We start from the raw sequence: 25,179 nt of genomic DNA, 5'->3' as shown, positions 1-25,179 counted from the left end.
GTGCTCCGGCTGCCGGGTCGTGCAGAAGCTCGACATCTCCAACAACGACATGGTCAGCAACGCCATGGCGCAGAAGTTCTCCAGCGCTCTGCTGCAGCAGCCGTCGGTGAACGCGGTCTCGGTTCCCGTGGGTGGGTGGATGCAAACCGGGTTGTCCCAGGCGGTCCAGTCGTCGGGCCGGGCGGCACAGCTGTTCGTGTCCAGTAATTTCGGCGACGCGTCCACCATGGACCTGATTCGCAACAGCGCCTTCACGTTCGGCGCGTTGGGGTACGCGTCCCAGTGGGGTGCCTACGGTTCGGTGGACACCGCGATCCGGGTGCTCAACTCCGAGCAGCCGCAGGTTCAGGGTGACGGCTTCCAGATGGTCGACAAGGACGAGAACCTGCCCGCCTCCGGCGACTACCAGGGTGGCGTCGACTTCAAGGCTCAGTACCGAAAGCTGTGGGGAGTCAGCTGAATGGACACCGTGGTCGGAGTGTCCGGGCTCAGCAAGGACTTCGGGTCGACCAGGGCACTCGTCGACGCCGAACTCGTCCTGCGGCGCGGTACCGTCCATGCCCTGCTCGGCGGCAACGGGTCCGGCAAGTCCACCGCGATCAAGGTCCTCGCCGGTGTCCACAACGCGGACGCCGGTGTCATCCGGGCCGGTGGTCGGGAGTGGACCGCCCGGACCTGGTCCGCCGGCGTGGCGCGCGGCGCCGGGTTGCGTTTCGTCCACCAGGATCTCGGTCTGTTCGACGAGCTCCATCCATCTCTGCCCGGATCCGTCGCGTTACCGCTGTCGCAGTAGGGATAGCCGTTCGGTGCGGTGTCCGCGAGTGCGGGGGATGACCCGATGACGGCGGTGGCCCCAGACAGGATTAGCGCTACCGCGACCACCAGGAGTTTCCGCATTGTTCTCACTCCTTTGTGAGTTCAGCCGGAGGAGTTCCTGAAATGACTATTTGGGAGCGCTCCCACGATGATGGTCTTCCTTCGTTCTGGTGTCAAGCACCGATATGTCTCGTCGTGGACGAAGAGGTCAGCTCATTCAGTACGGGCGCTTCGGGCTGACCGTATTTGTCGGGTCAGTCCGGCGGTGGCGACCGCGAGCCAGACGGCGCTGAGTGCGATGGTGAGAGCGGCACCGTAGTTCCGGTCGTGCAGGCCTGGGTTGGCGCCGGTGCCGAACGGTCGCCACAGAAACGGGATCGCGAGGAGTGCCAGCATGCCGCTCAGCGCCATGCCCGTGAGGACCGGGGTGCGCCAGGGTGTCGGTGTGACGCGGGTCAGCAGCAGTCCGGTGAGGCCGACGAGCGGTGCCACGATGCCGTCGTGGAGGAGCGGGCCGCCGATGAACCAGGCGGTGCCCTGTACGGCGTTCACGGTGCGGGACGTGGCGAACTCCCACGCCAGCACGGTGCCGTAGGCGAGCAGCGCCAGTCCCGACAGTGCGAGTAGTGCGCGGATCACAGGACCTCCAGGCGTTGGACCCATTTCGTCTGCAGCACGCCGGGACGGCTGGGTGCGATGATGCGGCAGGGGAAGCCATGGTCGAGGGCGAGCCGTTCGCCGCCGAGGCGCAGGGCGAGCAGGGTGCTCGCGGTGTGGGTGGCCGGGAGCACGCTGGTCCGGTACGCGCCCTTGCGTTCCAGGGACGTCACCAGCACCGGCCGGTGCTGGTCGGCGCCGGCGAGCCGGAGCAGTTCCGCGACGGGAACTCCGGTCCATGTGGCGGACTGGCTCCAGCCTTCGACGCACGCGATGGGCAGGTCGGCGGTGCGTTGGGGGAGTGCGTCGAGATCGGCCAGTGACAGGTGGGTTGTGCCGTGCGGGCCGGTGATCTCCAGCCGCCACGTGGGATCCCAGGTCACGCCGGCGGCCCTGGCGGTGCGGTTGACGGGCAGACCCTGCTGGCCGCGCCCCGAGCGCCAGGAGAGCGGGGAGACGTCGCGCAGCAAGGGGACCGTGGCACCGGCCGTGGCGACCACCGCCACCCCGGTGGCGAGGTAGGTGGTGCGGAGGAACCTGCGACGAGACATGTCGGGCCCTGGGGTGAGGCGGGTGAGACCACGCCGGATCACCGTCAACTTGATCGCGACGTGCAGCAGGACGGACCCGGCAGCGAGCCACGCGACGGCGTAGTGCGCGGCGAGGAAGTAGAAGCTCCACGGGTAGTTCTGGGTCGTGTTGAACAGCCCGGTGGCGAGTTGGAAGAAGGCGGCACCGGACAGCACGAGGATGGAGAGTCGCTCCAGCGCGTGCGGCAGCGAGCGCACCAGGGGACGGGCGAACAGTCTGGGATAGACGGACCACAACTTGGCAAGCAGCAGAGGAATCGCGGCGATGCCGGACAGCACATGGACGCCTTGCGTGATGCGGTACAGGTTCACCGGTTCGGCTGGCCAGACGAACCAGGAGGGCGGTTTCTGGATGGCGTGGCTGAGCAGCCCGGTGGCGAAGCAGAGCAGGAACGCGATCCCCAGCCAGACCCCGAGACGAGCGGTGACCTTCTCATGGTGGGCAGGAGCGTGGAAGTCGCTCTCGCTGGGAGGCTGCAGCCGGTCGATGAGTCCGCTCAACCGACCGCCTTCGGCTGGCCGAAGCCTGTGGACAACGAGGCCGAGGCGCCCTTTTCTGTCGGTGGCCACTGGTAGCGTGGAATCCGGGGGTTCCCCTGGCGCATGAATGGGACTTTCGTTCGGGGTTCGCCCGATCGTGCTGCTGATGGCCGGTATCTGTGATGCGGAGTTGTCGGTGTCCGCCGGTACGCCGGTTTCCGAAGGGCCGGCGGCCGCCCGTGCGTCATCGGTCATGTGCGCACCAACTCCGTGAACCAGCGACCCCCGGCTTCGCGGAGCCAGTTCGTCGTCAGGCCGGCCAGTGCGGCGGTTGACGCCACCGCGTCCGCGCCCAGCCAGGCCCAGTCGAACCAGCGTGCGCCGTCGGCCGCGGAGGTCGACACGCGCACTCGGCCGTGGCGCAGTCCGGTGCCCGGTGGATCCACCTCGACCAGAGCGCTGCCTCCCACACACAGCAGTTCCCGCACTCGGCCGAGCAACCGCACCGGGTCGCCGCCGATGCCGATGTTGCCGTCCACCAGCAGCGCGTGCCACCAGCGGCCCTCGTCCGGTTGGCGGTCGAAGATGTTGCGTTGTACGGCCGGTGCCCCGGCCTCGATCGTCAGCCGCACAGCCACCGCTGACACGTCGGTGCCGAGCGCGGCCACCCCGCGTTCGGTCAGTGCCGCGGTCAGTCGCCCCGGGCCGCAGCCGATGTCGATCGTCGGGCCGGTGCAGTTCGTCAGCAGCAGCTCGTCGCCAGGTTCCGGCGCCGCGCGCCACCGTTCGGTCGGCAGGCTGATGCGCTCACCCGTCGTGAGCTCCAGCCAGCAGTGGTGACCGAGCAGCCCAGGTTCGAAGTCGATCACGACGCCACCGCCGCGAATGCCTGTGCGAACCGCGTCGTGGGGGCCTGTGCCGCGACCTGGACGGCGTCGGCGATAGTGTCCACATCGGACAACAGCGGCAGGTGCTCGACCCGCAGACCCGCGTTCCGCAATGCCGCGAGTGTCCGTGCTCCCGTGTCCGGACGGGACATCGGCACCGCACGCAGCACGTGCGCGTCCGCCGGCCGGCGCAGGCCCAGCGCCCACCAGCCGCCGTCGACCGCGGGGCCGAGAACCGCGTCGGTCTCGCGTAAGCGGGCCAGCGCGCCGGTCAGTAATGGCGGTAGTAGCTGCGGTGTGTCCATTCCGACCTGCAGCACGGGCGCGCCGGGGAAGCGTGCCGCGATCTCGGCGTGGGCGTTCGCCAAGCGGTCGGCGAAGGTCGCGCCATGTTGCGGGAACACCACACAGTCCCGCAACGCCGACGCCAACTCATCGGCCAGCTCCGCGGACGCCAACGCACCGGTCAGCGCGCACGCCACCGTCGCGTCGGGCACCGCGCGGGCACTGTCCACAGTGTCCAACAGGGCCGCGGCGGCGAGTAGGGCGGCGCGACGGGCACCGACCGAGGACGCGAGGCGGGTCTTGGCGAGGCCCGCCACCGGCGCCTTCGCCACGATGAGGAGGACGGCGTCGAGCGCGGGATCGACTCGTCGCGCCCGGTATCGGTTTCCTTCCTGCGCTGGTGCGCCGGGGTGTGCTCTGCTCGTCGGTCCGGTCGGTGACGACCCGCTCATCGCAGCACTCCCGCCATGTCGCGTACCGCACGCAATGTGCCGCGCACCGAACCCGACACCTTCGAACGCGTGCCGGCCGCGCGCGGCCGGTACACCACGTCGCGCTCCACCACCGTCCAGCCCGCGTCCGCCGCCCGCACCAACAGTTCCAACGGGTAGCCGAACGCGCGGTCCCGCACGCCAAGCGCCAGCAGGTCGGCTCGGCGAACGGCGCGCGCCGGCGCGATGTCCGACACGAGCAGCCCGCGCCGGCGCAGAATCGTTGCCAGTAGGAGGTTTCCGGCGCGGGCGTGCCACGGCCACACCCCGCGCGACACCGGCACTCGCCGGCCGACCGCCAGATGTGCGCCGTTATCGACGGCCGCGACGAGCGGCACCAGCTCGGCCGGGTCGAGCGAGCCGTCCGCGTCGAGGAAGCAAACGACGTCCGTGCGGGCGTGCGACAGACCGGTGTGCACGGCCGCGCCGTAGCCCTTCGTCTGTTCGTGCACGACGGTCGCGCCGTGTGCGGCCGCGACCTCGGGCGAGCCGTCGGTGGAACCGTTGTCCACCACGATGGCCCGGTAACCCACGGGCAGGGTGGCCAGCACGCCGGGCAGAGCGGCGGCCTCGTCGAGACAGGGGAGCACCACATCGACTGCGTTCATGCGGTGGACGCTAGGTCCACCCGAGATAGTCGGGAACCCTTGTGGTGCTTACCAAAATGTGACGGCGCGGAAGTTCTTACGGAGTTCTGACGGATCCCGCGTATGCCGCACCGTACCCGCGACGCAGCCTTACCGTCCACGTCGTGGTCCTGTCTGCGCCTGCCCGAAAAACCGTTCGCGGTGACCTGGTCGCCGGTGTCGCCGCGATCGGGTTCGTCCTGCTGGCCACGACCGTCGGCTTCCTGACCGGCGCCCGGAACTACGGCGCCGACCTGCACCCGCGCGCCGCCGCGCGGTTCGGTGAGTACCCGGTGCTCGCGGATCTCTACCCGAGGGTGGGCCCCGGCACTGTGTTCGCGGTGATGATCGCCGCGGGCACGGTGCTGTGGGGCCCGGCGCTCGCGCGGCGGCTGCGCTGGCGTGCCCTCCTCACCGCGGGCTACCTGACGTCCGTCGCGTGGATCGTCGCGCTGGCGCTCGTGGACGGCTGGCAGCGCGGGGTCGCGCACCAGCTCGCGTCCGGCGGCGAATACCTCGGGATCGCCGGCGAGGTCACCGACATCCCTCGTTTCCTCGCCACGTTCACGTCGAGGATCCTCGACTTCCAGCCCGGCTCGTGGCCGACACACGTGGCCGGCCACCCTCCGGGCGCCACGCTCGTGTTCGTCTGGCTCGACCGGATCGGGCTGTCCGGCGGCGGAGCGGCCGGAGTGGTGTGCGTGCTCGCCGGCGCGGCGGTCACGGTCGCGGTGCCGGCGACCGTCGCCGTCCTGGGGCGGCCGGACCTGGCACGGGCCGCGGTCCCGTTCGTCGCGTTGCTGCCCGGCGCCATCTGGCTCGGCGTGTCCGCCGACGCCTTGTTCGCGGGGGTCACGGCGTCCGGGATCGCGTTCTTCGCGGTCGGGGCGAGCCAGGGCCGGCGCGCGGCGTGCGTGGTCGGTGGTGTGGTGCTGGGCTTCGGGATCTTCCTGTCCTACGGGTTGCTGCTGATGGGGCCGATCGCGTTGGCGGTCGTGCTGGTGACCCGGAACTGGCGTGCCTTGCTGTACGCGGTGCCGGGTGCGCTCGCGGTGGTCGCCCTGTTCGCGCTGGCCGGGTTCTGGTGGCTCGACGGGTACCACCTGGTGGTCGAGCGCTACTACCAGGGCATCGCGTCGCACCGGCCGTACTGGTACTGGGTGTGGGCGAACCTCGCGTGCCTGGTGCTGGCGGTCGGTCCGGCGGTCGCCGGCCTGCGCCGAGCCGACTTCCTGACCGGCCTGAACCGGCCGGTCGAACCGGTTGACGCGCTGGTCCGGGGCGCTGCGCTCGCGGTGCTCACGGCCACGCTTTCGGGGCTGTCGAAGGCCGAGGTCGAGCGGATTTGGTTACCGTTCGCGGTGTGGCTCGTGCTCGCGGCCGCACAACTGCCGCCGTCAGCGCGTCGGTGGTGGCTCGCGGCGCAGGCCGGGACCGCGCTCGTGGTCGAACATCTACTGCTGACGAGTTGGTGACACGATGACCAAGGTGCTCGTGGTCGACGACGACCTGACCGTGCGGGACGTGGTGCGCCGGTACCTTGAACTCGCGGGGCATGAGGTCGCGCTCGCCGACAACGGTGAGGACGCGCTCGCCTGGGCCGCGGAACACAAACCCGACCTCGTGGTACTCGACCTGATGCTGCCGGGTATCGATGGGCTAGAGGTGTGCCGGCGGCTCCGGCAGACCAGCGCGGTGCCGGTGGTGATGTTGACCGCGCTCGGCGAGGAGGAGAACCGGATCGCCGGCCTGCAACTCGGCGCGGACGACTACGTGACCAAACCGTTCAGCCCACGGGAGCTGGCGCTGCGGGTGTCCTCGGTGCTTCGCCGGGCGGGTACGGTCCCGGCGTTCGAAGAACTCGTCGATGGCGACCTGCGGCTCGACGCGACCGCGCGCCGGGCGACCCGAGGTCATGTCGCGCTGTCGCTCACCACACGGGAGTTCGACCTGCTGGCGTTCTTCCTCGCGCATCCTGGGGAGGCCTTCACCCGGGAGCAGTTGCTGGAAAAGGTGTGGGGCTGGGACTTCGGTGATCAGTCCACCGTGACCGTCCACGTGCGACGGCTGCGGGAGAAGATCGAGACCACCCCGGCGAAGCCGACGCGCATCGCCACGGTGTGGGGAGTGGGTTACCGCTATGACCGCGCATGATCAGGCACAGGGCGTGATCGACCCGAACGAGCCGTTCGCGAACATGGTCGGGCACGCGTTGCACATCCTGCCGTTCGCGCTCGCGCTGGTGTTGCCGGTGGTCGCGGTGGGGACGGCGCTGCTGTACTGGGTCCGCCGCGGCTCGCTGACCACGACCATGACCGTGCTGGTGCTGGTGCCGATGGCAGCCGTCCTGACGGGTGTGCTGGGTGTCAGCGGGTTCATGTTCAACACGACGCTCACCACCATGGCGTTGGTGTGCCTGCTGGTGCTGCTGGTGACGCTGCCGGTTGCGCTCGTTCTGGGGCGGGCGATCGCGCGGCGCAGCGTGTGGGAACACCAGGCCCGGGAACGGGAACGCGCGGCCGAGGCCTCCCGGCGGGAGCTTGTCGCGTGGATCAGCCATGACCTGCGCACCCCGCTGGCCGGCATCCGCGCGATGGCCGAGGCACTCGCCGACGGTGTCGTGTCGTCACCGCCCGAGGTGGCCGGCTACGCGAGCCGCATCAGCGGCGAGACCCGCCGGCTGTCCGGGATGGTCGACGACCTGTTCGAGCTGTCTCGGATCACCGCCGGCGCGCTGGAACTGACCATGTCGCAGGTGGCGCTCGGCGAGGTCGTCTCGGACGTCCTCGCGGCCCAAACCCCGGTGGCGCAACGGAAACGGGTTCGTGTGCTGGCCGACGCGTCGAGGGCGCCGGTCGTGCTGGGCTCGGACCCGGAACTGGCTCGTGTGGTCCGCAACCTGGTGTCGAACGCCATCCGCCACACACCGCCGGACGGCACCGTGGCGGTGCAGATCGGTGTGGACGGCGCGGACGCGGTACTCGCGGTGGACGACGGCTGCGGCGGTATCCCGGACGCCGAGCTGGCGCGGGTGTTCGACGTGGCGTTCCGGGGGAGCGCCGCGCGCACACCATCACCGTCCGGCGAGGAACAGGTCGGCGGCGGCCTCGGTCTCGCGATCGCCAAGGGCCTTGTCGAGGCACACCGGGGACGGATCAACGCGCACAACCACGGCCCGGGCTGCCGCTTCGAAGTCCGCCTCCCGCTGGCCGCCGTGTGACCCCTTGCCCGGGGCTCGGTCGCGGTATCCACGACGCCGTGACCCGGGCCGCCGGCTACGAGGTGACGCGCGCGGCCGGGGCGCGCAGTGGTGCGGTCGCGAACTCGGCAACCCCTTGCTCGAACGTCGTCCTTGCCGTGAAACCGAGCTTTTCGCGGGCTGCTCGCGGGTCGGCCACCACGTGCCGGACGTCGCCAGGGCGTGTGCCCCCCACCACCTTCGGCGGTGGACCACTACACGCGGTGGCGAGTTCGGAGGCCAGCTCGCCCACGGTGTGCGGAGTGCCCGAGCAGATGTTCACCGGGACGAGCGAGCCTTCCGGGGCTTGGGTTTCGATGGCCAGCGCGTTGGCCAGCGCCACGTCCGCGACGTGGACGAAGTCCCTGCGTTGGTTGCCGTCTTCGAGGACCACCGGCGCCTCGCCGCGCTCCAGCGCGGAGCGAAACAGCGACGCCACCCCGGCGTATGGCGTGTCTCTCGGCATTCTCGGGCCGTACACGTTGTGGTAACGCAACGCCCACACGGTGCCGCCCGTCTGCCTCGCCCACGCCGACGCCAGGAACTCCTGGGCCGCCTTCGTCGCCGCGTACGTGCTGCGCGGGTCCATCGGAGCGTCCTCCGGCACCAGCCCGGGTGCCAGCGCCACACCACACAACGGGCACGGCGGGTCGTAGCTTCCCTTGTCCACATCGGAGTCACGGCGCGGCGCGGGCCGCACGACGCCGTGGGTCGGACACTCGTAGCGGCCTTCTCCGTAGACCACCATCGAGGACGCCAGAACCAGGCGGGTCACGCCCGTCTCGTGCATGGCCGACAGCAGCACCGCCGTGCCGAAATCGTTGTGCAGCACGTACTCCGGAGCGTCCGCCGGCGACACACCATGACCCACCACCGCTGCCTGGTGACACACGACATCGACTCCCCGCAGGAGGCTCGCCAGCAACGCCGGATCACGAACGTCGCCCACGACCCCCGGATACGTCGTCGTCTCGCCGTGCGCCTTCGGCAGGAGGTTGTCCACCGGCACCGTCTCGTGACCGCGTGCTGACAGTGCCTCCGCCACGTGGGATCCGACGAAACCGGCGCCGCCGGTGACCATCACTCGCATACCGTCGACGCTAGGCCGCGCGGCCGCTACGGCGCGAGACCGCGCGGTGTCACGTCACCGAACCGTCAGATCTACGACGCCACCGACGGTGGTATCGACCAAGCTCGAATCGGGCCGCACAACCACTGCGGCTTCGCCGACCGCAACTTGCATGGAATCAGATGGGCAAGTTCGAGAACGTGTTCAAAAACATGATGACGACCACGGTGGTGAGCAACATGCCCGCGATTCCCCCGAACAGGAGACCGAAGCCGAAGGGCCGCCACGGCGACGAGCGGCGCGCGACCTGCAACAGCGCACCCATCACCACCTCGCCGAACGCGATGACAGGAAACATGACAGGGGCAAAGCGGGTGAAAACGACGGAGAAAAGCAGCACACAAGACACAGCAAAGCCAACGAACGAGACCCCAGGGCGGCGCCGGTCAAGCTCAGTCATCCCTGAATGATGGCGACGTACACCCCCCGCGCATATCAGTAGCACTACTCAGTGTCCGCCGGGTCGTCTCGATCACTGTCTCCCGACACGTTTCGCTTGTTCGTTGGGCTCGCCGCGGTCGCGGTGCTCGGTGGTACGGATCCGTGATCAGGCTGAGAGCCAGTAGGTGCGGATCGTGGTGAACTCCCGGAGCTCGGCCGTGGCGAGTTCGCGGCCGTGTCCGCTGTGCTTGGTGCCGCCGAACGGTAGCCGTGGGTCGGAGGCGACGATCGCGTTGACGAACACCGCGCCGGAAGTGATGTTTCGCGTGAGTGAGGGAGCGCGTGCGGGGTCGGCGGACCAGATGCTGAGTCCGAGACCGTAGCGGCTCGTGTTGGCCAGTGCCGCGAGCTGGTCGTCCGATGCCGCGCTGGTGATGGCCGCGACCGGGCCGAAGGTCTCCTCGTCGAACACGGTCATGCCGGGCCGGGTGCCGGTGAGGACGGTCGGCTCGTAGAAGAATCGGGGCCGCTGCGCCGGGTGGCCGCCGGTCAGCAGCCGCGCGCCCTGGGCGAGTGACCGTTCGACCTGGGCATGCAACGAGGTGCGCAGGTCCTCACGTGCCATGGGACCTACCCGAGTGGCGGGATCGGCGGGATCCCCTACGGCCAGCGCGCGGGTTTTGTCCACGAACAGCTGGGGACGCCGCTACGGCCGTCCGGTCCGGCTGGGCCGCAACCCCCCCAAGCCCAAGACCAGGATCACCAATGCCGGCGATGACGCCTTACGGCTACTGGAACATCTCCGTGCGCACGGGAGGGGCCACGCGTTCGGTCCCCGTGTCCAGACGCTGCGGCAGATCGTCGTGCAGAACTACTACCGCGACGCGGTGGGCCGTCTGCGTTGGCGCACCGAGGACGATGGCGGGCTGCCGCCCTCGTCCCGCGCGATCGTCTCTCCCTATGACCCCACCGCCCGCTACGCACGTCGGGGACAGACCACCAGATGGACGGGATTCCTCGCCCACCTCACTGAAACCTGTTCGCCTGAAGGCGCCAACGTGATCACGGACGTGGCCACCACCGCGGCCACGACAAGCGATGCGCAGGCGCTGCCCGGTATCCACACTCGTCTGAAGCGCCGTGGCCTGCTGCCCGCCGAACACCTTGTCGACGGTGGTTACACCTCCCTGGTTCACCTGGAACATGCCACCCGAGAACACCAGGTCACCGTCACCGGACCACTGCCGGGCAACCCCACCCGGCAGCACCGACACAACGAAGGCTTCGACCGGGACGACTTCCATATCGACTTCGATCGCCAGCAGGTCATCTGCCCCCAAGGACAGGTCAGCAGAGGCTGGCAGGGCCCCTACCCCCACCTCCTCGCCCACCGCCGCCCCGCTGATCGTGGCCCGGTTCACCAAGAGCCAGTACCAGCCCTGCCCGGTCCGCGACCAGTGCACCACCTCCCGTGAAGCGCCCGGAACATGGGCTTTCCCCCGCGAGAACTCCGCGACCTGCAACTCCGCGTCCGCGCCGAGCAACAAACGCCCGACTGGCAAGCCCGATACGCGGTCCGATCCGGCGTGGAAGGCACCGTGAACGAGTTCGCCCACGGACACGGCATGCGTCGGTGCCGCTACCGAGGACAACCGAAGGCCCACCTGCAGCACGTCTTCACCGCGATCGCCGTGAACATCGAACGCCTCAGCGGTCTACCACCATCCGGCGAGGCAACCTCGTCCCGGCAGCCGACCGCCTTCCAGGATTTCCTGGACCAGCACGGGATCTCTCGACTGAAATCCTGGCGGGCCGTCAGCAGCTGACCACGACGACTACAAGATCACCGACAGAGTCAAGCTAGCCCTGACCAGCGCTAACGCGCCATCCAGAGTAGTCGCTCAAGGCACAAAGACGGCTGGCCCAGCTTCTGGAGCCCGCTGGCCGGCGACAAGGTCATCCTCCGAGAGGACCGCACGCTCGGCATGCTCCGCGTCGAGGTGCTGTGCGCGAACTGCCACTCGCACCTGGGCCACGTCTTCGAGGGCGAGGGCTACGGCACCCCCACCGACCAGCGCTACTGCATCAACTCGATCTCGCTGCGCCTCGTTCCGAAGGAGTAAGCGCCGGGGGAACTTGGGCAGGTGGGCGGCGAGCGACCGGGCCGGAACTTGGTTGGCCGACGAGGCTGTTCTTGCGGACTACTGCGCTTAGCGTGGTAGTGTCCACTCCACACTACCCGCTACCCGCCGGGACATCGATGGAGATCAGCCAGCTACTCAAAGGCGTGCTCGACCTCGCCGTACTCGCCGTGCTGAGTGACGAGGACGGCTATGGGTACGACGTGGTCCGCAGGCTCCGCCAGGCCGGACTGGACGAGGTCGGCGACGCGTCGGTGTACGGCACGCTGCGCCGCCTGTACAACGGCGGAGCGCTCACCTCCTACGTGCGCCCCAGCGAGGAAGGCCCGCACCGCAAGTACTACGCGCTCAACGAGGTCGGCAGGCAGCGGCTCGCGGACGGGGCCAAGACCTGGCGCGGGTTCGCGAACACGATGACGGATCTCCTGGAAGGGGCGACGGCGTGAACGCCAGGACGGACACCGAGGTCCAGGCCTACCTGGACCGGTTGCGGAGGGAGCTGGCCGGGTTGCCCGCCGCCGAGATCGAGGAGATCGTCCAGGACCTCGAACCGCAGGTGTCGGCCATCGCGGCAGACCCCGGCACGGACTCGCTGATCGACCGGCTCGGCGACCCCGCCGAGTACGCGCGGGAGCTGCGCAGCGCACTGGGCATGCCGGACGAGCCGGTCGCGTGGCGCCCGCCGCCGCGGCTGCCGCGCACCGGGCTGGCGGTACTCGCGGTCACCACGGTCACGGCTTGTGTGGCCGGGTACCTCACCGGCCAGGTCATGGCGAACGAGCCCCGGTACCCCTTGCTGTTCCTGGTCTTCGGGCTGTTCGCGTCCTGGCTCGCGGTCGGCAGGGACCGGTCGGCGATGCGTGAGATCACCGCGCTGCCCGAACTGCGGCTGGTGAAGGAGCGGCTGGCGGTGGCCGAGCGGCACCTGCCGGTCGCCGCGTACCTGACCTCCCTGTGGCCGGGGATGCTCCTCGTCAAGGCCGCGTTCGCGTGGCTCGGCACGGTGTGGCTGTTCGGCTGGTTCGGGTGGCTCGGCGCGGGCGGCGCGACGGCCGCCGTCACCGCCGCCGTGCTCACGGTGCTGGTCGGCAACCGCGCACACCGCGACAGGCGCTGGCTGTGGCTCAGCATCCCGCTCGGCGGGTGGGCGGTCGGCGTCGCGGTCAAGGCGATGGAGCTGCTGCCGATGCTGGCCACGGGCGACCACGTCTGGCCGTGAGCTGTTACATGCTCCAACCAACACCGCTGTGACACGACCATGACATTCCGCGGACGGCCCCACGACGCGTGAGCGGCATCATGTGCCGGGTGGAGAGGCGTACATCGCATAGCCCTGCGATGGTGGGTGGCATGTCACGGGTGCTGTTGATCGAGGACGACCAGGGTGTGCGTGACGGGCTGCGACTGGCACTGACCAGGCAAGGACATGCGGTGCGGGCGGTGGAGTCCGGTGAACAGGGGCTCGCCGAACTGGCGGACGCCGACGTGGTCGTACTCGACCTGATGCTGCCCGGTATCGACGGGTTCGAGGTGTGCCGCCGGATCAGGGCGGCCGGCAACCTGCCGATCATCATGCTCACGGCCCGCGGCGACGACATGGACGTGGTGGCCGGTCTCGAGGCCGGCGCGGACGACTACGTGGTCAAACCGGTCCAGCCGCGGGTGCTCGAAGCACGCATCCGGGCGGTGCTGCGCCGCACGGACGAACCGGCGCAGCGCACCGACGTCGAGCAGTACGGCGACCTCACGCTCGACCGCGCGAGCCTGGTGGTCAGCAGGAACGGCGAGCAGGTCGGTCTGGCACCGACCGAACTGCGGCTGCTGCTCGAACTGTCCAGCGCACCAGGCCGCGTGCTCAGCCGCCAGCAGTTGCTGGAGTCGGTGTGGGAGCACGGGTACCTGGGCGACTCACGCCTGGTGGACGCGTGCGTGCAGCGGGTGCGGTCCAAGATCGAAGCCGACCCGGCGAGGCCGCACTACATCCAGACCGTCCGGGGCTTCGGTTACCGGTTCGGGCCGCTGTGAGGAGCCTGCGTACGCGGCTGCTGGTCGCGTTCGCCCTGCTCAGTGGTGTGACGGCGGCCGCGGTGGCCGGGACGATGTACGTGCTGGCCCGTAACGTCATCCTGGAGAAGGCCCAGGTCGCCGCCGTGCAGGCCTTCACGGAGAAGGTCTCGACGATGACCGTCCCGGACCCGGCCGAGCTGTCCGACCGCGACGACTCCGGCACGATCCTCTACCGGGGACGGACCTACGGTGGGGGCAGCAGTCTGCGGGCCGAGGACATCCCGGCCGAGCTGCGTGACAAGGTACGGACCGGGGTGGTCGCCTGGCAGCGGGTGGCTCGTGGCGAGCAGGTCGAACTGGTCATCGGCATGCGGGTGTCCGGCATGGAGATCTACGGTGCGCGCAGCCTGATGCCCGAGCAGGAAAACATTCGCGAGCTGGCCACGGTCGCGTGGGCCATCGGCATCGGTTCGCTTGCTCTCAGCGGTTTCGTGGCGTGGTTCGCGGCCCGCGGAGTGCTCCGGCCGGTGCGGGAGCTCCGGGAAGCCGCGCGCAGGCTGGGCGAGGGCGACCTGCGCACACGCGTGCGGGTTCGCGGCGCCGACGAGTTGGCCGGAGTGGCGCACACGTTCAACACCACGGCCGCGGCGCTGGAGAAGCAGGTCGCTGACGCCCGCCGGTTCGTCGCCGACGTGTCACACGAGCTCCGCACTCCCCTGGCCGCGATGACGGCGGTCACGGACGTGCTCGACGAGGAGGCGCCACACCTGACCAGGGACGCCAGGACGGCGGCCGGTCTGGTCAGCAAGGAGACGCGCAACCTGACGCGGCTGGCCAACGACCTCATGGAGGTGAGCCGGTTCGACTCCGGCGCGGCCACGCTGACGCTGGAGGAGATCGACGTGGCCGAAGCCGTGCTCGCGACCCTGCGGGCCCGCCGATGGTCCGATGTGGACACCGAGGTCCGACCGGCGCTCGCCAAGGTCGATCCGCGCAGGCTGGACGTGATCGTGGCGAACCTGGTCGGCAACGCGCGGGGGCACGGCGCTCCCCCCGTGACGATCACGCTGCGCGGCGAGCCGGGCTGGATCGTCATCCAGGTCACCGACCACGGACCCGGCCTCGATCCCGCTGTACTTCCGCACGTCTTCGACCGGTTCTACAAGGCGGACACCGCACGGGCCCGGTCCGAGGGCAGCGGTCTCGGTCTGGCGATCGCGTGGGAGAACGCCCGGTTGCACCACGGCACCCTGGAGGCGGGCAACCGCCCCGAGGGCGGTGCCGTGTTCACGCTTCGCCTGCCGTCTGGAGGCTCGCTGTGAGGCGGTGGGTTGTCGCGGCGGCTCTGCTGGTGGCGGGTTGCGGCGTGCAGCCCACGGAACCGATCGGCGGCTCGCCCGCGACCGGCGCACTGGTGTTCCTGGTGCGGAACGGCTCCGTCGTGCCGGTCCTGCGGCCTACCCGGCACCAGACAGGTCCCTCGGCCGCGTTGGCGCTGCTGGCCGAGGGACCGAGCCCGGGGGAACTGGCGGACGGCTACCGCAGCGAGGTTCCGTACGAGGCCGACCCAGTGTCCATTCAGGACTCGACGGTCACGTTGTCCCTCGACGTGACCACTCTGTCCACTGTGGCCGTTTCACAGATCGTCTGCACGACAGCGATCCCCGGGCCGGTCACGCTTCAGGGAGGCGGACAGACCCGGGGACCGGCGAGCTGCCCCGTCTAGTCAGGCAGCAGGCATCCGGGCAACGTCAGGTCGAGGTTGTTGCCAGGACGCACACACGTGGTGATCCAGTACGTCTGTGTGGCGTACGCGGCGCCCTTGCGTGCGGAGATGTTCCCGAGCCGGTCCATCTCGCAGGGGTTGTCCCTGGTGCACGAACCTCCGTCACGGTTGCTCGTGTTGTGCACCCCGACGACCTTTCCCCCTGACACGACAGGAGATCCGGACACACCGGGACCGGGTGCGCAGTCCGGTGTGTACCGTATGACGTCCTTGGTCACGTAGGTCGCCTCCAGCACGCGGTAGGCGAAGCCGTCGATCTCGCACGGCAGGACCTGCTGCCAGCCGCTGGACACGATCTCCACGGCCATGCCCCGTCTCGGCCGTTCGGCCGACAGCGGCAACGCCCGCACGTGGTACCGCCGCTCCAACTGGGTGTAGGACTCCGTCAACCGGTACAGCGCGATGTCGGTGCCCGTCATGGTCACGTACAACGCCCGGGTGGCACGCAGCGAGGCCACGCTCTGGCCGGTGCCGTCGAGTAACGTGACCAACCGGTTGGACGGCTGGTCCACGAGCACCTCGTCCGGGATGACGCTCGCGCCCTCGTAGCAGTGTCCGTTCGTGAGCACCAGGGCCGGGTCCCCCGCCGCCGAGTTCGGCGTCCGGACAAGGGACCCGGAACATCCGCCGAGCAACGCCGTGCCCGCGAGGTCCGTGTTCTCCGTTGCCGCGCCGGCGGGAGCCGCCAGCGCGAGGCCGAGCGCCGCCGTGACGCCGAGGAGTCTCCTGATCATCACACGCCCTCGCAGGTTCCGTTGACGCCACGGCCGGTGCGGAAGAACTCGACGACCTTCGCGCCACAGGGCGACCGGCGCACCGAGCCGTGCTGGTCGTCCTCGACGGTCAGCAACGCGCCGCCGATCCTCGCCTGCATCTGCCGGGCCCACGCGTAGGGCGTGACGTTCTCGCCGATGTGCCCGGACAGCTGTAACGCACTCGTCCCCTTGACCAGCCGCCAGGGCCGTGGCGCCACCGGCCAGTTCGGGCACTGGCCGCTCATCTGGAAGATGCCGCCCGCGGCCGGGTACTGACGCAGTCTTTCCTGCCGTGCGGCCCACATCTGTGCGAAGTCGCGTCCGCCCGTGCCGTCGTTGCACAGCACGGCCCGGTTGTTGATGAGGTTGAACGCGAACCCGTTGGACTCGAACCGCGGCCGTTCGTGCGCGTCATCTCCTGCCGTGGCAAGCGATGCCACGCCGCCGCCGTTTTCGAGGAGCGTCATCAACTCCGTGGCGGACCAGGCGTACGAAGGCGGGGCCGGGGTGAGCAGGCCCCCTACCACGGACCCGTCCGTGTCCCCGCGAGGGTGGTTGTCCAGCTCGGTTCGCAGTGCCAGCAACGTCCTGCGGACCTCAGCGCTGTCTTTGCCCAGGTGGTAGTCGTAGTCCCGGGCGGCCAACCAACGCAGGAACGGCTCGAACTTTCCCTCGTCGACCGCGGCCACGTCGGCGTCCATCGTGGACATGTCCATGGCCGGCGGCATCACCGAGTCGAGCCACATCCTGTCCACGGAGGAATCGAACAGCGACCGGTAGTACGCCCCGATCGCCGTGCCGAACGAGACACCGTAGAAGCTGATCTTCCGCTCGCCCAGGGCCTTGCGGATCTCGTCCATGTCCCGCGCGGTGTTCTCGGTGGTCAGCTGTGCGACGAACTCCGGATCGCCAGCGGCGCAGACCCTGTTCCACTCGGCCTCGTACTCGAACCAGTCACGTGCCTTCTGCTCCGCGTTCCGCGGCGGCGGAGGCGGTGGCTGGTCGGGAAAATCGCAGAACTGGGCGTCGCTGAAGCCCACACCCCTCGGGTCGAAGCCGATCAGGTCATAGTTCTGGGCCACGCCGCCGATCGTGCTCGCCCTCAGGTCGAACGGGTACGTGATGGCCGTGCCGCCCGGACCACCCGGGTTGGACAGCAGCACACCACGCCGCTCGCCCTTCGCCTTCAGCCGACTGACCGCGAGCTTCAGCTTGCGGCCGTCGGGTTTGCTGTAGTCCAACGGGACTGTGACGAAGGTGCACTCCGCCTCTCCGTTGTCGTCGATGACCTCCTTCCAGCCCTCCAGAGTTTCGGTGCACGGTCTCCACACCTGCTCCGCGTGGGCGGGTGTGGCCGAGATCCCGGTGGCGACCAACACGACCGCCACCATGACTGCTGTTGGTTTCACTCACCCGAACCTGGCAGAGCCATGTCCGCCCACTGTCATGGCCGTGTAACAGCTACGTCCGCCCTTTTCCGCCGCGCCGAATCCCACCCTGCGACTGACCGTGTCCCGACCCAACACCTAAGCAACCTCGGACACCAAGGCTGGGCCGGAGGCAAGCCCTGGCGACGTCACTGCTGGCGTGTCCGCCCAAGGTCGCCGGCGTAATTACCCGAGCCTCGGCAGCTCGCCCAGCCAGCTCCCGCCTACATGTCACGTCCCCTTGGTGACCAGGTGTAACCCGGGTGGCGTCTGCGCACCAAACGCCTGAGCATCGTCTACATGGGACTGCCGTTGTCCGCGTCGATGCTGGCCACCCTGGGCCCGGTGCCCGCGGGTGGTGCGGGCTGGGGTTACGAGTTCAAGTGGGACTTCTGTCCACGGTTTGGGCCTGTTGGATGTGCGCCGGCTGCGCTTGCCGACCACCGACGACACCAGCCAGGTCGCGGCGAAACTGCTCCCGCCGGCCGAGTTCGGCCAGCGTACGCAGCTCATCGAATGTCGGGCTTACCGAGTGGCTGTGCTGTCGACGATGAGGTCGGCGATCCGTTCGGGTAGACCCGGTGAGAAGAGGTTGTGCCCCATACCCTTGATCACGTGCGATCGTGCGCTGGGTATCTGTGCGGCGAGTGATTCGGCGTGCGGCAGCGCGAAGATGGGGTCCTCGGTGCCGTGAATCACCAGGGCGGGCGCGGTGATCGAAGACAGCGGGGCGAGTCGGTCAGGGGTGAACTGGCGTCCGGCGAGGTCGTGGTTACTGGCCGCGGCGGGGTTGCGGGCTCGCTGGTGGGAGCGTTCGACGAACTTTCGTGCGGCTGGCTCGTCGAACGGTAGAACATCGCCGTTGAGCACCCGCCAGGTCTGTAGATCGGCGTCGATGCGTTGCTCCGGGGTCGTGCGGGGTGCCTGCGCGGAGGCCATCACGTGCTGGAGGAACCGCGGCGCTGGTGGTGGCAGTTCGTCCGGATCGGCCGGCTGGCCTGCCATGGCTCGTGCCCAGGCCGGTCCGGGGTTGTTGCCTATCGGGGAGGTCATGATCGCGGTCAGGGTCTGGACTCGCTGCGGGTGGTGCACCGCCAGCCACTGGCCGATCGCGCCGCCCAGGGACACGCCAACGACGTGCGCTCGGTCGACGCCGTATCCGTCGAGGACGGCGAGGGTGTCTGCGGCCATGTCCGCCAGGGTGTAGGGATGCGCCGTAAAGTCGACGCAGTCGGAGTAGCCGGTGTCGCGGTGGTCGAAGCGAATGACCTGCCGGCCACTGTGGACGAGCCGCTCGATCAGCTCATCTGGCCAGCCGATGGCCTGTGCTGACGTGCCCATGACCAGAAGAACAGTGGAATGGGTCGGGTCGCCGAACCGCTCGGTCCACAGCCGCAGTCCGTCGGAAGTCACGTACCTCTCATCGCCAATCAGCATGGCAGCGAACGATAGGAGGCCGACGACCCCTGCCGAGCAGCCACTACCAGCGATCATCCAGGCAGGCCATGAGATAATGATGTTAGGACGAGTTGAGCGACTCAATGTGCGTGCGGTCGACGCGCAGCGCGGTAACGATCGCAACAGCCGCGTAGCCCTCACCAGGCCGGAGCGACAAACGCCCCATTCGTGTACAGAGTGGGATGGTGTCCGGTCGATCGCCGGTGTCGAACCGGGCGGGGCGGTGGTGCTGAAGGCGCGATCAGGTCATAACCTCACCCGGACCTACCCCGAGCTGCAGGCCCTGGCCCGCCGGGTGTCCACTCGGGTGGTGGTCGACGGCGAGCTCGTGGTGCTCGACCAGGCCGGCCGACCCTCCTTCCGGCTGCACCAGCACCGCATGCAGGTCCGCGCACCCGGACCGGGCCTGGTCGCGCGGTGGCCGGTGTGGTTCTTCGCGTTCGACCTGCTCCACTCGGCAACGACCCCCTGTTCACCGTGCCGTACGAGCAGCGCCGCGACATGCTCGAGGACCTGCTCGCCGACGCGGCCGCGCCGGTGGGGGTGCCGCCGTTCCACGTCGGTGTGAACGGCGTCGATCTGCTCACCGTGGCATCCGAGGCCGGGCTGGAAGGTGTCGTGGCGAAGCGGCTGCACTCGCAGTACCTGCCGGGTTGACGGTCCCGCGCGTGGGTCAAGACGCCGTTGCGGGCCACTACTTCGGTGTTGATGTGCGGGTGGATACCGGGCCGGGGTCGGCACGCCGGCGAGGTGGGGGCGCTGGTGCTCGGGGTGCACGACATCGCCGACGGTCGGCTGCGGTACGTCGGGACTGTGGGCACGGGGTTCACCGAGCGGGACCGGAGGACGCTGCGCGTGCTGCTGGATACACGCCGCCGGAACACCAGCCCGTTCGACGAGTTCGTGCCGCCCGCGGAGGTCGCCGGCGTCCGGTGGGTGGTGCCGGAGCTGGTCGGGGACGTCGCGTACCGGGAGTGGATCCGCCCTGAGCACCGGCTGCGGCATCCGTCGTGGCGAGGCCTGCGCGCAGACGTGGCATCAGTTCACGTCACGGCGGAGTTCGATGAGCCGCCAACCGGTGATTCCGCAGGCGCGGTTGTGCCTGCCAGCGCCTCCCGCCGCGACAAGGGGATGCGTGTCACGTCCCCTAGCAGGCCAGCCATTATCGACACGTAATCGAACATATGAGCGGTCAATCAGGGCCGACGGGACGCGAGTTTGAGCTCGAGCGCCTGCTGCGGCCAACGGTGGGGAGCACCCTGCTTGACCGGTGTCTGCGAGGCCACGACCTGAGGGTGGCGGGCACCCAGACCGGGTGGGCGCCCGGGCTGCGGCTGGCCAGGCAAACCTGTGAGGCCTGCTGGGCGCTGCACGACGAACGGGCCAGCTGGTGCCTGGTCGACCCGGCCGTGCAGCACCAGGCCGACACGGCGCCCGCCTACCGGCTGGCGCTCGTGCGGATCCCCCCGGATGAGCCGCGCGGCGGGATCGGGCAGCTGCAGCTACAGCCCGACGGGGACGTGCGCGGCGACGTCGACCTGGCGGTGTGCGGCCCGTGCCGCCGCGCCGTGCTCGAGCAGATCCGGGTCGACCCGGCATACCGCCGACACGGCTACGGCCGGGTCCTGATCGCCGCCGCGCTCACGCTCGCACCGGGATACGACTGGTCCACCACCACGGTTGACTGGGACGACCCGGTGGCGCGGGCGTTCTGGGCCGCCATCGACTGGCCCGGCCAGCTCGGCACACCGGCGTACTGCACCGACATGCAACGAGCCGCGGACCAGTTGCTGGACTGAGTTGAGCCGTGCTCGTGCGGCCCGCTGGTACGACCGGCCCAGGACCCTGCCCGGTTCAAATGGGTCCGGAATCGGCCTTCTTCACCAGCAGCGCGGAAAGCTCGATGAGCTGCTGTGCCCGCAGCGCTTCCTCGCCGAGCACACCAGCGTGGGCCGCCGGTTGTCCGCGCTGTCCAGCTTCTACCGGTACTGCGCCAGGCACGACCTGGTGCCGGCCGTGCCCACCGCCGGGGTGACGCGGCCGCGGGTGGATCCGGACACCACCGACACGGTCGGGCTGGACCGCGACCAGGCCCGCGCGCTGCTCGCGCAAGCGGAGAAAGACGTTGGGCGTCAACGGTTGCGTACCGACGCGACGGTGAAGCTGTTGCTGCACAACGCGTTGCGGTCGACGACGTGTGCACGGCCGACGTGTCGCACGTGGGGATGGACAAGGGGCACCGGGTGCTGACCGTGGTGCGCAAGGGCGGCAAGAAGGTCAAGGTGCCGCTAACGCCGGCGGCCTGGGCGGCGGTGGAGGCGTATCTGGTCGACCGGGCCGCGCGTGCTGGCCTGGCCGACTGGCGGGCACTCGAGGGTCCGCTGCTGGCCACCGCCGTCGGCGGCCGGCTGCGGCAGAGCCACCTGTGGGAGCTGGTGCGACGGCTCGCCAAGGCTGCGGGCATCGAGGTGTGGGACCAGCTCTCGCCGCACTCGCTGCGCCACACCGGCATCACCCTCGCCCTGGACGCCGGCGCCAGCCTGCGCGACGTGCAGGACGCCGGACACAAGGACCCGCGCACCACTCGGCGTTACGACCGCTCCCGGGACAACCTGGACCGCAACGCCGCCTACACCGTGGCCGCTTATCTCGCCTGAACGGGACATGGCCTCCCTGACCACACAGCTGCTCCACGGCGACTTCGATGCCCCGTGCCCACGCTGCGGTTTCGAGATGTGGTTCCGTGCCTCCGAGCTCGTGGCCGAATGCGCCGTTGTGTGTCCGGTTAGGCCCGGCACGTCGGCGCACGCACACCCCAGTTGCGAGCGACCGTTGCCTCACAACTTGCCGCTACTCGAACATATGCCTATGGGCCTGGCTCCAGGCGAGCCTTTCTGTCAACTCCACCAGAACGCCTTTGGCGACCCAGTCGACCTGGGGCTGATATCCCTCGCTGGCCAGCCTCCGGACCTGCTCGATGCCGTCCCGCTGGACCTCGATCACAGCATCGACCAATCCCGACGTGGACGTCAGGCCGTACACGCTGGCGAACAACTCCAAGCGGTGCCGCCGATTGGGAGGATGGGGATAACGCAGCCACTGAAGGCACTCTGCGTCGTCTCGGAAGGGAGCGACGTACTCCAAGGCGTAGGCGATGTCGTGGAGCCGGGTGCCAGGACGGGCGTAGTCCCAATCAAGGATTCCCACCGGCTGTTCGCCTTGCCAGACGACGTTCCACGGACCGAAGTCGCCGTGGCAGATCAACTCGTTGCTGCCGGTGCCGCTCTCGCCGGTGAACCACTTGAGCTCATCGGCTGGTCGGAAGTCGACCACCGCGTCGTGATAGTCCCGCAGCAACCGGGCAAACCTCGTCAGGCCAGCATCGTCGACCACCTTAGCCCAGCCCTGTGGGCCAGACTCGCCCTCCAGATACGTCAGAACCTCGCAGTCTTCCTCGTCAACGCCCAGCACGCGAGGTGCATACGGGAAGCCCACAGTCTCCAAATGCCGCAGCAGAGCATGGACTGTTGGCGACCACGGATATGTGGGCCTGTGGACGGTGTCGCCGATTCGTACAACACGCCGATGCGGCTGGTCCTGCAACAGCTCATCACCGGTCACGCACGCGAACCCTACCCGCAGCCACCGTCGTCCTCCCAGTCATTTCCACTACGCCTGCAGCAGGAAGGCCACAGAACATCCGCCACCCCCAAGACTTCGAGGCACGCAGGCAACCCACAACATCGTTACCTGATATTCGCAATAACTTGTCCTTCACTTGAGCCATCGCGCGTGTCGCCGTGTCGCGCAGCACGACCAGCTCCTCCGGGCTGTACGACGGGTCCGCGATCCGCAGCAGCAGATCGTCCCCGTCCTCGTCGTCGACATCTGCCGGGGACCGCAGCATCGCCTTGAGCTTCCCCCAAGATCGTGGAGGCATGGACTATGAGGATCATGTGTCATGCCCGAGAAGAGGCGGAAGTTCGACCGGGAGTTCCGTGAGGGAGCTGTTCGGATCGTCCGCGAGACCAACTAACCCATCGCCCAGGTAGCGGCTGACCGGGGGATCCATGCGGGAACCCTGGCCAACTGGGTCAAGCAGGACAAGATCGCACGGGGCGAGGCGGAGGGGCTGAGCGGTGACGAGGGGGCCGAGTTGGCTCGTCTTCGGGCGGAGAACGCCGAGTTGCGGATGGAACGCGATGTCCTCAAGCGATCGGTGGTCGGGTGGGTGAAGGAGGCGACGCGGTGAGCCTGGCCGTGTTCATCGCCGACCAGAGGACCAGCCATCACGTGCCGCACGCGGTCGCTTGCCGGGCTCTGACGGTGTCGGAGTCCTGGATGCCCCTATGTTGTGTCAAGCGGTGTGACGCAGGATTCGGAAGATTTCTCTGGCGATGTAGCGTTTCAGGCAGCGTATAATGTCCTTTTTGGACTTTCCTTCGGTCATTCGGCGTTGGACGTACGCCTTGGTCGCGGTGTCGATCCTGATACGGGTGACCACGATCCACCACAGGGCGTTGTTCGCGCGGCGGTCACCACCGAGGTTGAGGCGGTGTCGTGTGCTGCGGCCGGATGAGGCCTCGACCGGTGAGACGCCGCAGAGGGCGGCGAAGGACGCTTCGCTGTGCATGCGGTCGAGGTTGTCACCGGCGGCGCAGAGCAGGGCTGCGGCGGTGTCGGGACCCACGCCGGGCCGGATAAGCAGCGTTCGTCCAGGTGTGGTCGCGATGACCAGCTGGCGCTGGGTGGTGTCGAACTCGGTGATCTCGGCGTTAAGGTGCTGGATACGACGTGCGAGCCGGACCAGCACCCATCGAGCACCCTGGCCGGGATCGGTGACATCGCCGGGTTGGAACACGGCGGCGAGGTCAACCGCCTTGGCCATCGGCATGCCGGCCAGTTCCTCGCGCACGACCCGACGCTGCGGTGTCCAGGACGGCCTGGAACTGGTTGACGGCCTGAGTTCGGGCCTTGACCGCACTGCGCCGCGCCAGTCGCAGCAGCCGCAACGACTCCACTGGCCCATCGGCGGTCTTCGGGGCGCCGACGGCCTCGCCGCTGAGCACGGCCATCGCCGCGCTGACCGCGTCCACCGTGTCGTTCTTGCCGTGCCACCGACGTCGCTGCCGGTTGGGCCGGTTGACCTCGAGAACCGTCAGGCCAGACCGGCTCAACTGTCGAGCCAACCCAGCTCCGTAGGAGCCGGTTCCCTCCACCCCGACCCGCTGCAGTGGTCCGTGCCCGACCAGCCAGGACGCCAACTGCTGATGCCCGGGCCGATCGTTACGGAACGACTCAGTCGCCACCACCCTGCCAACCGGGTTGACCACCGCTGCCACATGGCAGTCCTTGTGAGTGTCCACTCCACCGACGTTGTTCTCGGCGTCGGAGCCCAACTGCACGCACATCCTCCAGAATCGACGACGGGTGCTGCAACGGCCAGGATGCGGGCAGAACAGTGATGAGCCACAGGCAAGCCCCTATCGGGCCACGACCCACCGTCAACAGCACTACGGGTCGAGCCGATCGACGCGGTGGACGGATCCAAGACAAGGCACCACGGGCCTGTTCTACAACGAGTCACACCACGCCGACCGACTCATGATCCATTCTCACTGTTCTGCAAGTGGAACTCTCGTCAACACCAGCAGACGCCGACGCTGGCCGAGCAGCGACGGGCGGAGGTCGACGCGGCCGTCGCGGAGGCGTTCGAGGCCGCGCACGGCTTGCACGGTTCACCGCGCATTCACGCCGATTTACGCGCTGCTGGGTGGGTGGTGAGCGGGAAGACGGTGGCCAAGTCGATGGCCCGCCAAGGTCTTGTCGCGCGCGGTAGGAAGCGACGAAAGAATCTGACTCGTCCGGATAAGCGGGCGGTGCCGTTCCCGGATCTGGTGCAGCGTGATTTCACCGCGCCGGCGCCGAACGTGACTTGGGTCGGCGACATGACCGAGATCCCCGCCGGCGAGGGCAAGCTCTACCTGTCGACGGCGATCGACCTGTTCTCCCGTCGGCTGCTCGG

At 68.9% G+C, this 25,179-nt stretch carries 31 protein-coding genes and 3 pseudogenes; 20 read left to right on the top strand and 14 right to left on the bottom strand.

The annotated features are described in order from the left end of the window. Positions 1–460: hypothetical protein (locus VF106_RS48665; RefSeq protein WP_330846938.1), on the top strand; the 460-nt coding region annotated here is incomplete at its 5' end. After that, on the top strand, positions 461–793 hold the full coding sequence (locus VF106_RS48660; RefSeq protein WP_330846937.1) for an ATP-binding cassette domain-containing protein: 333 nt from the start codon (positions 461–463) through the stop codon (positions 791–793). Between the two features lie 236 nt (positions 794–1,029). Here the strand turns inward: VF106_RS48660 and VF106_RS48655 are convergent, their stop codons facing one another. From VF106_RS48655 to VF106_RS48635, 5 genes are all read right to left on the bottom strand, one after another. Beyond that, on the bottom strand, positions 1,030–1,455 hold the full coding sequence (locus tag VF106_RS48655) for a hypothetical protein (protein WP_330846936.1): 426 nt from the start codon (positions 1,453–1,455) through the stop codon (positions 1,030–1,032). Continuing rightward, positions 1,452–2,564 (bottom strand): molybdopterin-dependent oxidoreductase, encoded by a 1,113-nt coding sequence (locus tag VF106_RS48650; protein WP_330846935.1) that lies wholly within the window; start codon positions 2,562–2,564, stop codon positions 1,452–1,454. Before VF106_RS48650 ends, VF106_RS48655 begins: the two co-directional genes overlap by 4 nt. Positions 2,565–2,794: 230 nt before the next feature. Next, complete coding sequence (locus tag VF106_RS48645; RefSeq protein ID WP_330846934.1) at positions 2,795–3,412, bottom strand: class I SAM-dependent methyltransferase; 618 nt, start codon at positions 3,410–3,412, stop codon at positions 2,795–2,797. Beyond that, entirely contained in the window at positions 3,409–4,167 is a 759-nt protein-coding gene (locus tag VF106_RS48640) for a TIGR04282 family arsenosugar biosynthesis glycosyltransferase (RefSeq protein ID WP_330846933.1), read from the bottom strand. Before VF106_RS48640 ends, VF106_RS48645 begins: the two co-directional genes overlap by 4 nt. Beyond that, positions 4,164–4,814, bottom strand: coding sequence for a glycosyltransferase family 2 protein (locus tag VF106_RS48635; protein WP_330846932.1), 651 nt, complete (start codon positions 4,812–4,814; stop codon positions 4,164–4,166). Before VF106_RS48635 ends, VF106_RS48640 begins: the two co-directional genes overlap by 4 nt. 143 nt (positions 4,815–4,957) lie before the next feature. Between VF106_RS48635 and VF106_RS48630 the strand changes: the two genes are divergently transcribed. The 3 genes from VF106_RS48630 to VF106_RS48620 are packed head-to-tail and all read left to right on the top strand — an operon-like array spanning position 4,958 to position 8,052. Beyond that, positions 4,958–6,307, top strand: coding sequence for a hypothetical protein (locus tag VF106_RS48630; RefSeq protein ID WP_330846931.1), 1,350 nt, complete (start codon positions 4,958–4,960; stop codon positions 6,305–6,307). 4 nt (positions 6,308–6,311) lie between these two features. After that, positions 6,312–6,986 carry a response regulator transcription factor gene (locus tag VF106_RS48625; RefSeq protein WP_330846930.1) on the top strand — a complete coding sequence of 225 codons (675 nt, stop codon included), beginning with the start codon at positions 6,312–6,314 and terminating at the stop codon, positions 6,984–6,986. A gap of 13 nt (positions 6,987–6,999) precedes the next feature. Further along, on the top strand, positions 7,000–8,052 hold the full coding sequence (locus VF106_RS48620) for a sensor histidine kinase (RefSeq protein ID WP_330846943.1): 1,053 nt from the start codon (positions 7,000–7,002) through the stop codon (positions 8,050–8,052). Positions 8,053–8,107: 55 nt separating this feature from the next. On the opposite strand, the gene VF106_RS48615 is transcribed toward VF106_RS48620, so the two are convergent. From VF106_RS48615 to VF106_RS48600, 4 genes are all read right to left on the bottom strand, one after another. Beyond that, positions 8,108–9,160, bottom strand: a complete 1,053-nt coding sequence (locus VF106_RS48615) for an NAD-dependent epimerase/dehydratase family protein (protein ID WP_330846929.1) — start codon at positions 9,158–9,160, stop codon at positions 8,108–8,110. Positions 9,161–9,317: 157 nt separating this feature from the next. After that, complete coding sequence (locus VF106_RS48610) at positions 9,318–9,599, bottom strand: hypothetical protein (RefSeq protein WP_330846928.1); 282 nt, start codon at positions 9,597–9,599, stop codon at positions 9,318–9,320. A gap of 147 nt (positions 9,600–9,746) precedes the next feature. Then, positions 9,747–10,268 carry an aldehyde dehydrogenase family protein gene (locus VF106_RS48605; protein ID WP_330846927.1) on the bottom strand — a complete coding sequence of 174 codons (522 nt, stop codon included), beginning with the start codon at positions 10,266–10,268 and terminating at the stop codon, positions 9,747–9,749. A gap of 100 nt (positions 10,269–10,368) precedes the next feature. Continuing rightward, the gene (locus tag VF106_RS48600; protein ID WP_330846944.1) at positions 10,369–11,196 is read right to left on the bottom strand and encodes a hypothetical protein; all 828 of its coding nucleotides are present in this window, start codon (positions 11,194–11,196) and stop codon (positions 10,369–10,371) included. On the opposite strand from VF106_RS48600, the gene VF106_RS48595 reads away from it, so the two are divergent. The 7 genes and pseudogenes from VF106_RS48595 (at position 11,098) to VF106_RS48565 (ending at position 15,454) form a co-directional block, all read left to right on the top strand. After that, positions 11,098–11,406, top strand: a complete 309-nt coding sequence (locus VF106_RS48595; protein ID WP_330846942.1) for a transposase — start codon at positions 11,098–11,100, stop codon at positions 11,404–11,406. The genes VF106_RS48600 and VF106_RS48595 overlap by 99 nt on opposite strands. Positions 11,407–11,496: 90 nt before the next feature. Further along, positions 11,497–11,703 (top strand): annotated as a pseudogene (locus VF106_RS48590) (peptide-methionine (R)-S-oxide reductase); the annotation flags it as partial. A 137-nt stretch (positions 11,704–11,840) separates the two neighbouring features. Then, entirely contained in the window at positions 11,841–12,167 is a 327-nt protein-coding gene (locus VF106_RS48585; RefSeq protein ID WP_330846941.1) for a PadR family transcriptional regulator, read from the top strand. Beyond that, positions 12,164–12,940, top strand: coding sequence for a DUF1700 domain-containing protein (locus tag VF106_RS48580; RefSeq protein WP_330846926.1), 777 nt, complete (start codon positions 12,164–12,166; stop codon positions 12,938–12,940). The genes VF106_RS48585 and VF106_RS48580 overlap by 4 nt, the downstream gene beginning before the upstream one ends. A gap of 131 nt (positions 12,941–13,071) precedes the next feature. Beyond that, the gene (locus VF106_RS48575; protein WP_330846925.1) at positions 13,072–13,746 is read left to right on the top strand and encodes a response regulator; all 675 of its coding nucleotides are present in this window, start codon (positions 13,072–13,074) and stop codon (positions 13,744–13,746) included. Further along, a complete protein-coding gene (locus tag VF106_RS48570) occupies positions 13,743–15,050 on the top strand; it encodes an ATP-binding protein (RefSeq protein ID WP_330846924.1) in 1,308 nt (435 codons plus the stop codon). Before VF106_RS48575 ends, VF106_RS48570 begins: the two co-directional genes overlap by 4 nt. Further along, positions 15,047–15,454 (top strand): hypothetical protein, encoded by a 408-nt coding sequence (locus VF106_RS48565; protein WP_330846923.1) that lies wholly within the window; start codon positions 15,047–15,049, stop codon positions 15,452–15,454. Before VF106_RS48570 ends, VF106_RS48565 begins: the two co-directional genes overlap by 4 nt. Here VF106_RS48565 and VF106_RS48560 read toward each other — a convergent pair. The 3 genes from VF106_RS48560 to VF106_RS48550 all read right to left on the bottom strand — a co-directional run bounded on the left by VF106_RS48560 (position 15,451) and on the right by VF106_RS48550 (position 19,109). After that, positions 15,451–16,248 carry a trypsin-like peptidase domain-containing protein gene (locus VF106_RS48560; RefSeq protein WP_330846922.1) on the bottom strand — a complete coding sequence of 266 codons (798 nt, stop codon included), beginning with the start codon at positions 16,246–16,248 and terminating at the stop codon, positions 15,451–15,453. The genes VF106_RS48565 and VF106_RS48560 overlap by 4 nt on opposite strands. After that, the gene (locus tag VF106_RS48555) at positions 16,248–17,678 is read right to left on the bottom strand and encodes an alpha/beta fold hydrolase (protein WP_330846921.1); all 1,431 of its coding nucleotides are present in this window, start codon (positions 17,676–17,678) and stop codon (positions 16,248–16,250) included. The genes VF106_RS48560 and VF106_RS48555 overlap by 1 nt, the downstream gene beginning before the upstream one ends. Positions 17,679–18,221: 543 nt before the next feature. Beyond that, on the bottom strand, positions 18,222–19,109 hold the full coding sequence (locus VF106_RS48550; protein WP_330846920.1) for an alpha/beta fold hydrolase: 888 nt from the start codon (positions 19,107–19,109) through the stop codon (positions 18,222–18,224). Between VF106_RS48550 and VF106_RS51115 the strand changes: the two are divergent. From VF106_RS51115 to VF106_RS48525, 6 genes and pseudogenes are all read left to right on the top strand, one after another. Continuing rightward, a pseudogene (locus VF106_RS51115) lies at positions 19,015–19,551 on the top strand (ATP-dependent DNA ligase); the annotation flags it as partial. The gene VF106_RS48550 and the pseudogene VF106_RS51115 sit on opposite strands and share 95 nt — an antisense overlap. A 29-nt stretch (positions 19,552–19,580) precedes the next feature. Beyond that, on the top strand, positions 19,581–19,811 hold the full coding sequence (locus VF106_RS48545) for a DNA ligase-like domain-containing protein (RefSeq protein WP_330846919.1): 231 nt from the start codon (positions 19,581–19,583) through the stop codon (positions 19,809–19,811). A gap of 51 nt (positions 19,812–19,862) precedes the next feature. Next, positions 19,863–20,330: an ATP dependent DNA ligase gene (locus VF106_RS48540; protein WP_330846918.1), complete on the top strand. Its 468-nt coding sequence runs from the start codon at positions 19,863–19,865 to the stop codon at positions 20,328–20,330. A gap of 119 nt (positions 20,331–20,449) precedes the next feature. Further along, the gene (locus VF106_RS48535) at positions 20,450–20,953 is read left to right on the top strand and encodes a GNAT family N-acetyltransferase (RefSeq protein WP_330846917.1); all 504 of its coding nucleotides are present in this window, start codon (positions 20,450–20,452) and stop codon (positions 20,951–20,953) included. A gap of 1 nt (position 20,954) precedes the next feature. After that, a complete protein-coding gene (locus VF106_RS48530) occupies positions 20,955–21,404 on the top strand; it encodes a site-specific integrase (protein WP_330846916.1) in 450 nt (149 codons plus the stop codon). Beyond that, positions 21,380–21,811, top strand: coding sequence for a tyrosine-type recombinase/integrase (locus tag VF106_RS48525; protein WP_330846940.1), 432 nt, complete (start codon positions 21,380–21,382; stop codon positions 21,809–21,811). Before VF106_RS48530 ends, VF106_RS48525 begins: the two co-directional genes overlap by 25 nt. Positions 21,812–22,004: 193 nt before the next feature. Here the strand turns inward: VF106_RS48525 and VF106_RS48520 are convergent, their stop codons facing one another. After that, the gene (locus VF106_RS48520; RefSeq protein ID WP_330846915.1) at positions 22,005–22,775 is read right to left on the bottom strand and encodes an aminoglycoside phosphotransferase family protein; all 771 of its coding nucleotides are present in this window, start codon (positions 22,773–22,775) and stop codon (positions 22,005–22,007) included. 418 nt (positions 22,776–23,193) lie between these two features. Between VF106_RS48520 and VF106_RS48515 the strand changes: the two genes are divergently transcribed. Beyond that, positions 23,194–23,406, top strand: a complete 213-nt coding sequence (locus VF106_RS48515; RefSeq protein WP_330846939.1) for a transposase — start codon at positions 23,194–23,196, stop codon at positions 23,404–23,406. A 105-nt stretch (positions 23,407–23,511) separates the two neighbouring features. On the opposite strand, the pseudogene VF106_RS51110 reads toward VF106_RS48515, so the two are convergent. Then, positions 23,512–24,565: pseudogene (locus VF106_RS51110) on the bottom strand (IS110 family RNA-guided transposase). A gap of 126 nt (positions 24,566–24,691) precedes the next feature. Here VF106_RS51110 and VF106_RS48500 point away from each other — a divergent pair. Further along, a partial coding sequence (locus tag VF106_RS48500; RefSeq protein WP_330846911.1) for an IS3 family transposase occupies positions 24,692–25,179 on the top strand: 488 nt, incomplete at its 3' end.

The sequence above is a fragment of the Actinophytocola sp. genome (assembly GCF_036378875.1).
Lineage (GTDB): Bacteria > Actinomycetota > Actinomycetes > Mycobacteriales > Pseudonocardiaceae > Actinophytocola.
The sequence above is the reverse complement of the archived record's forward strand: the minus strand, read 5'-3'. Positions and strand labels throughout refer to the sequence as shown.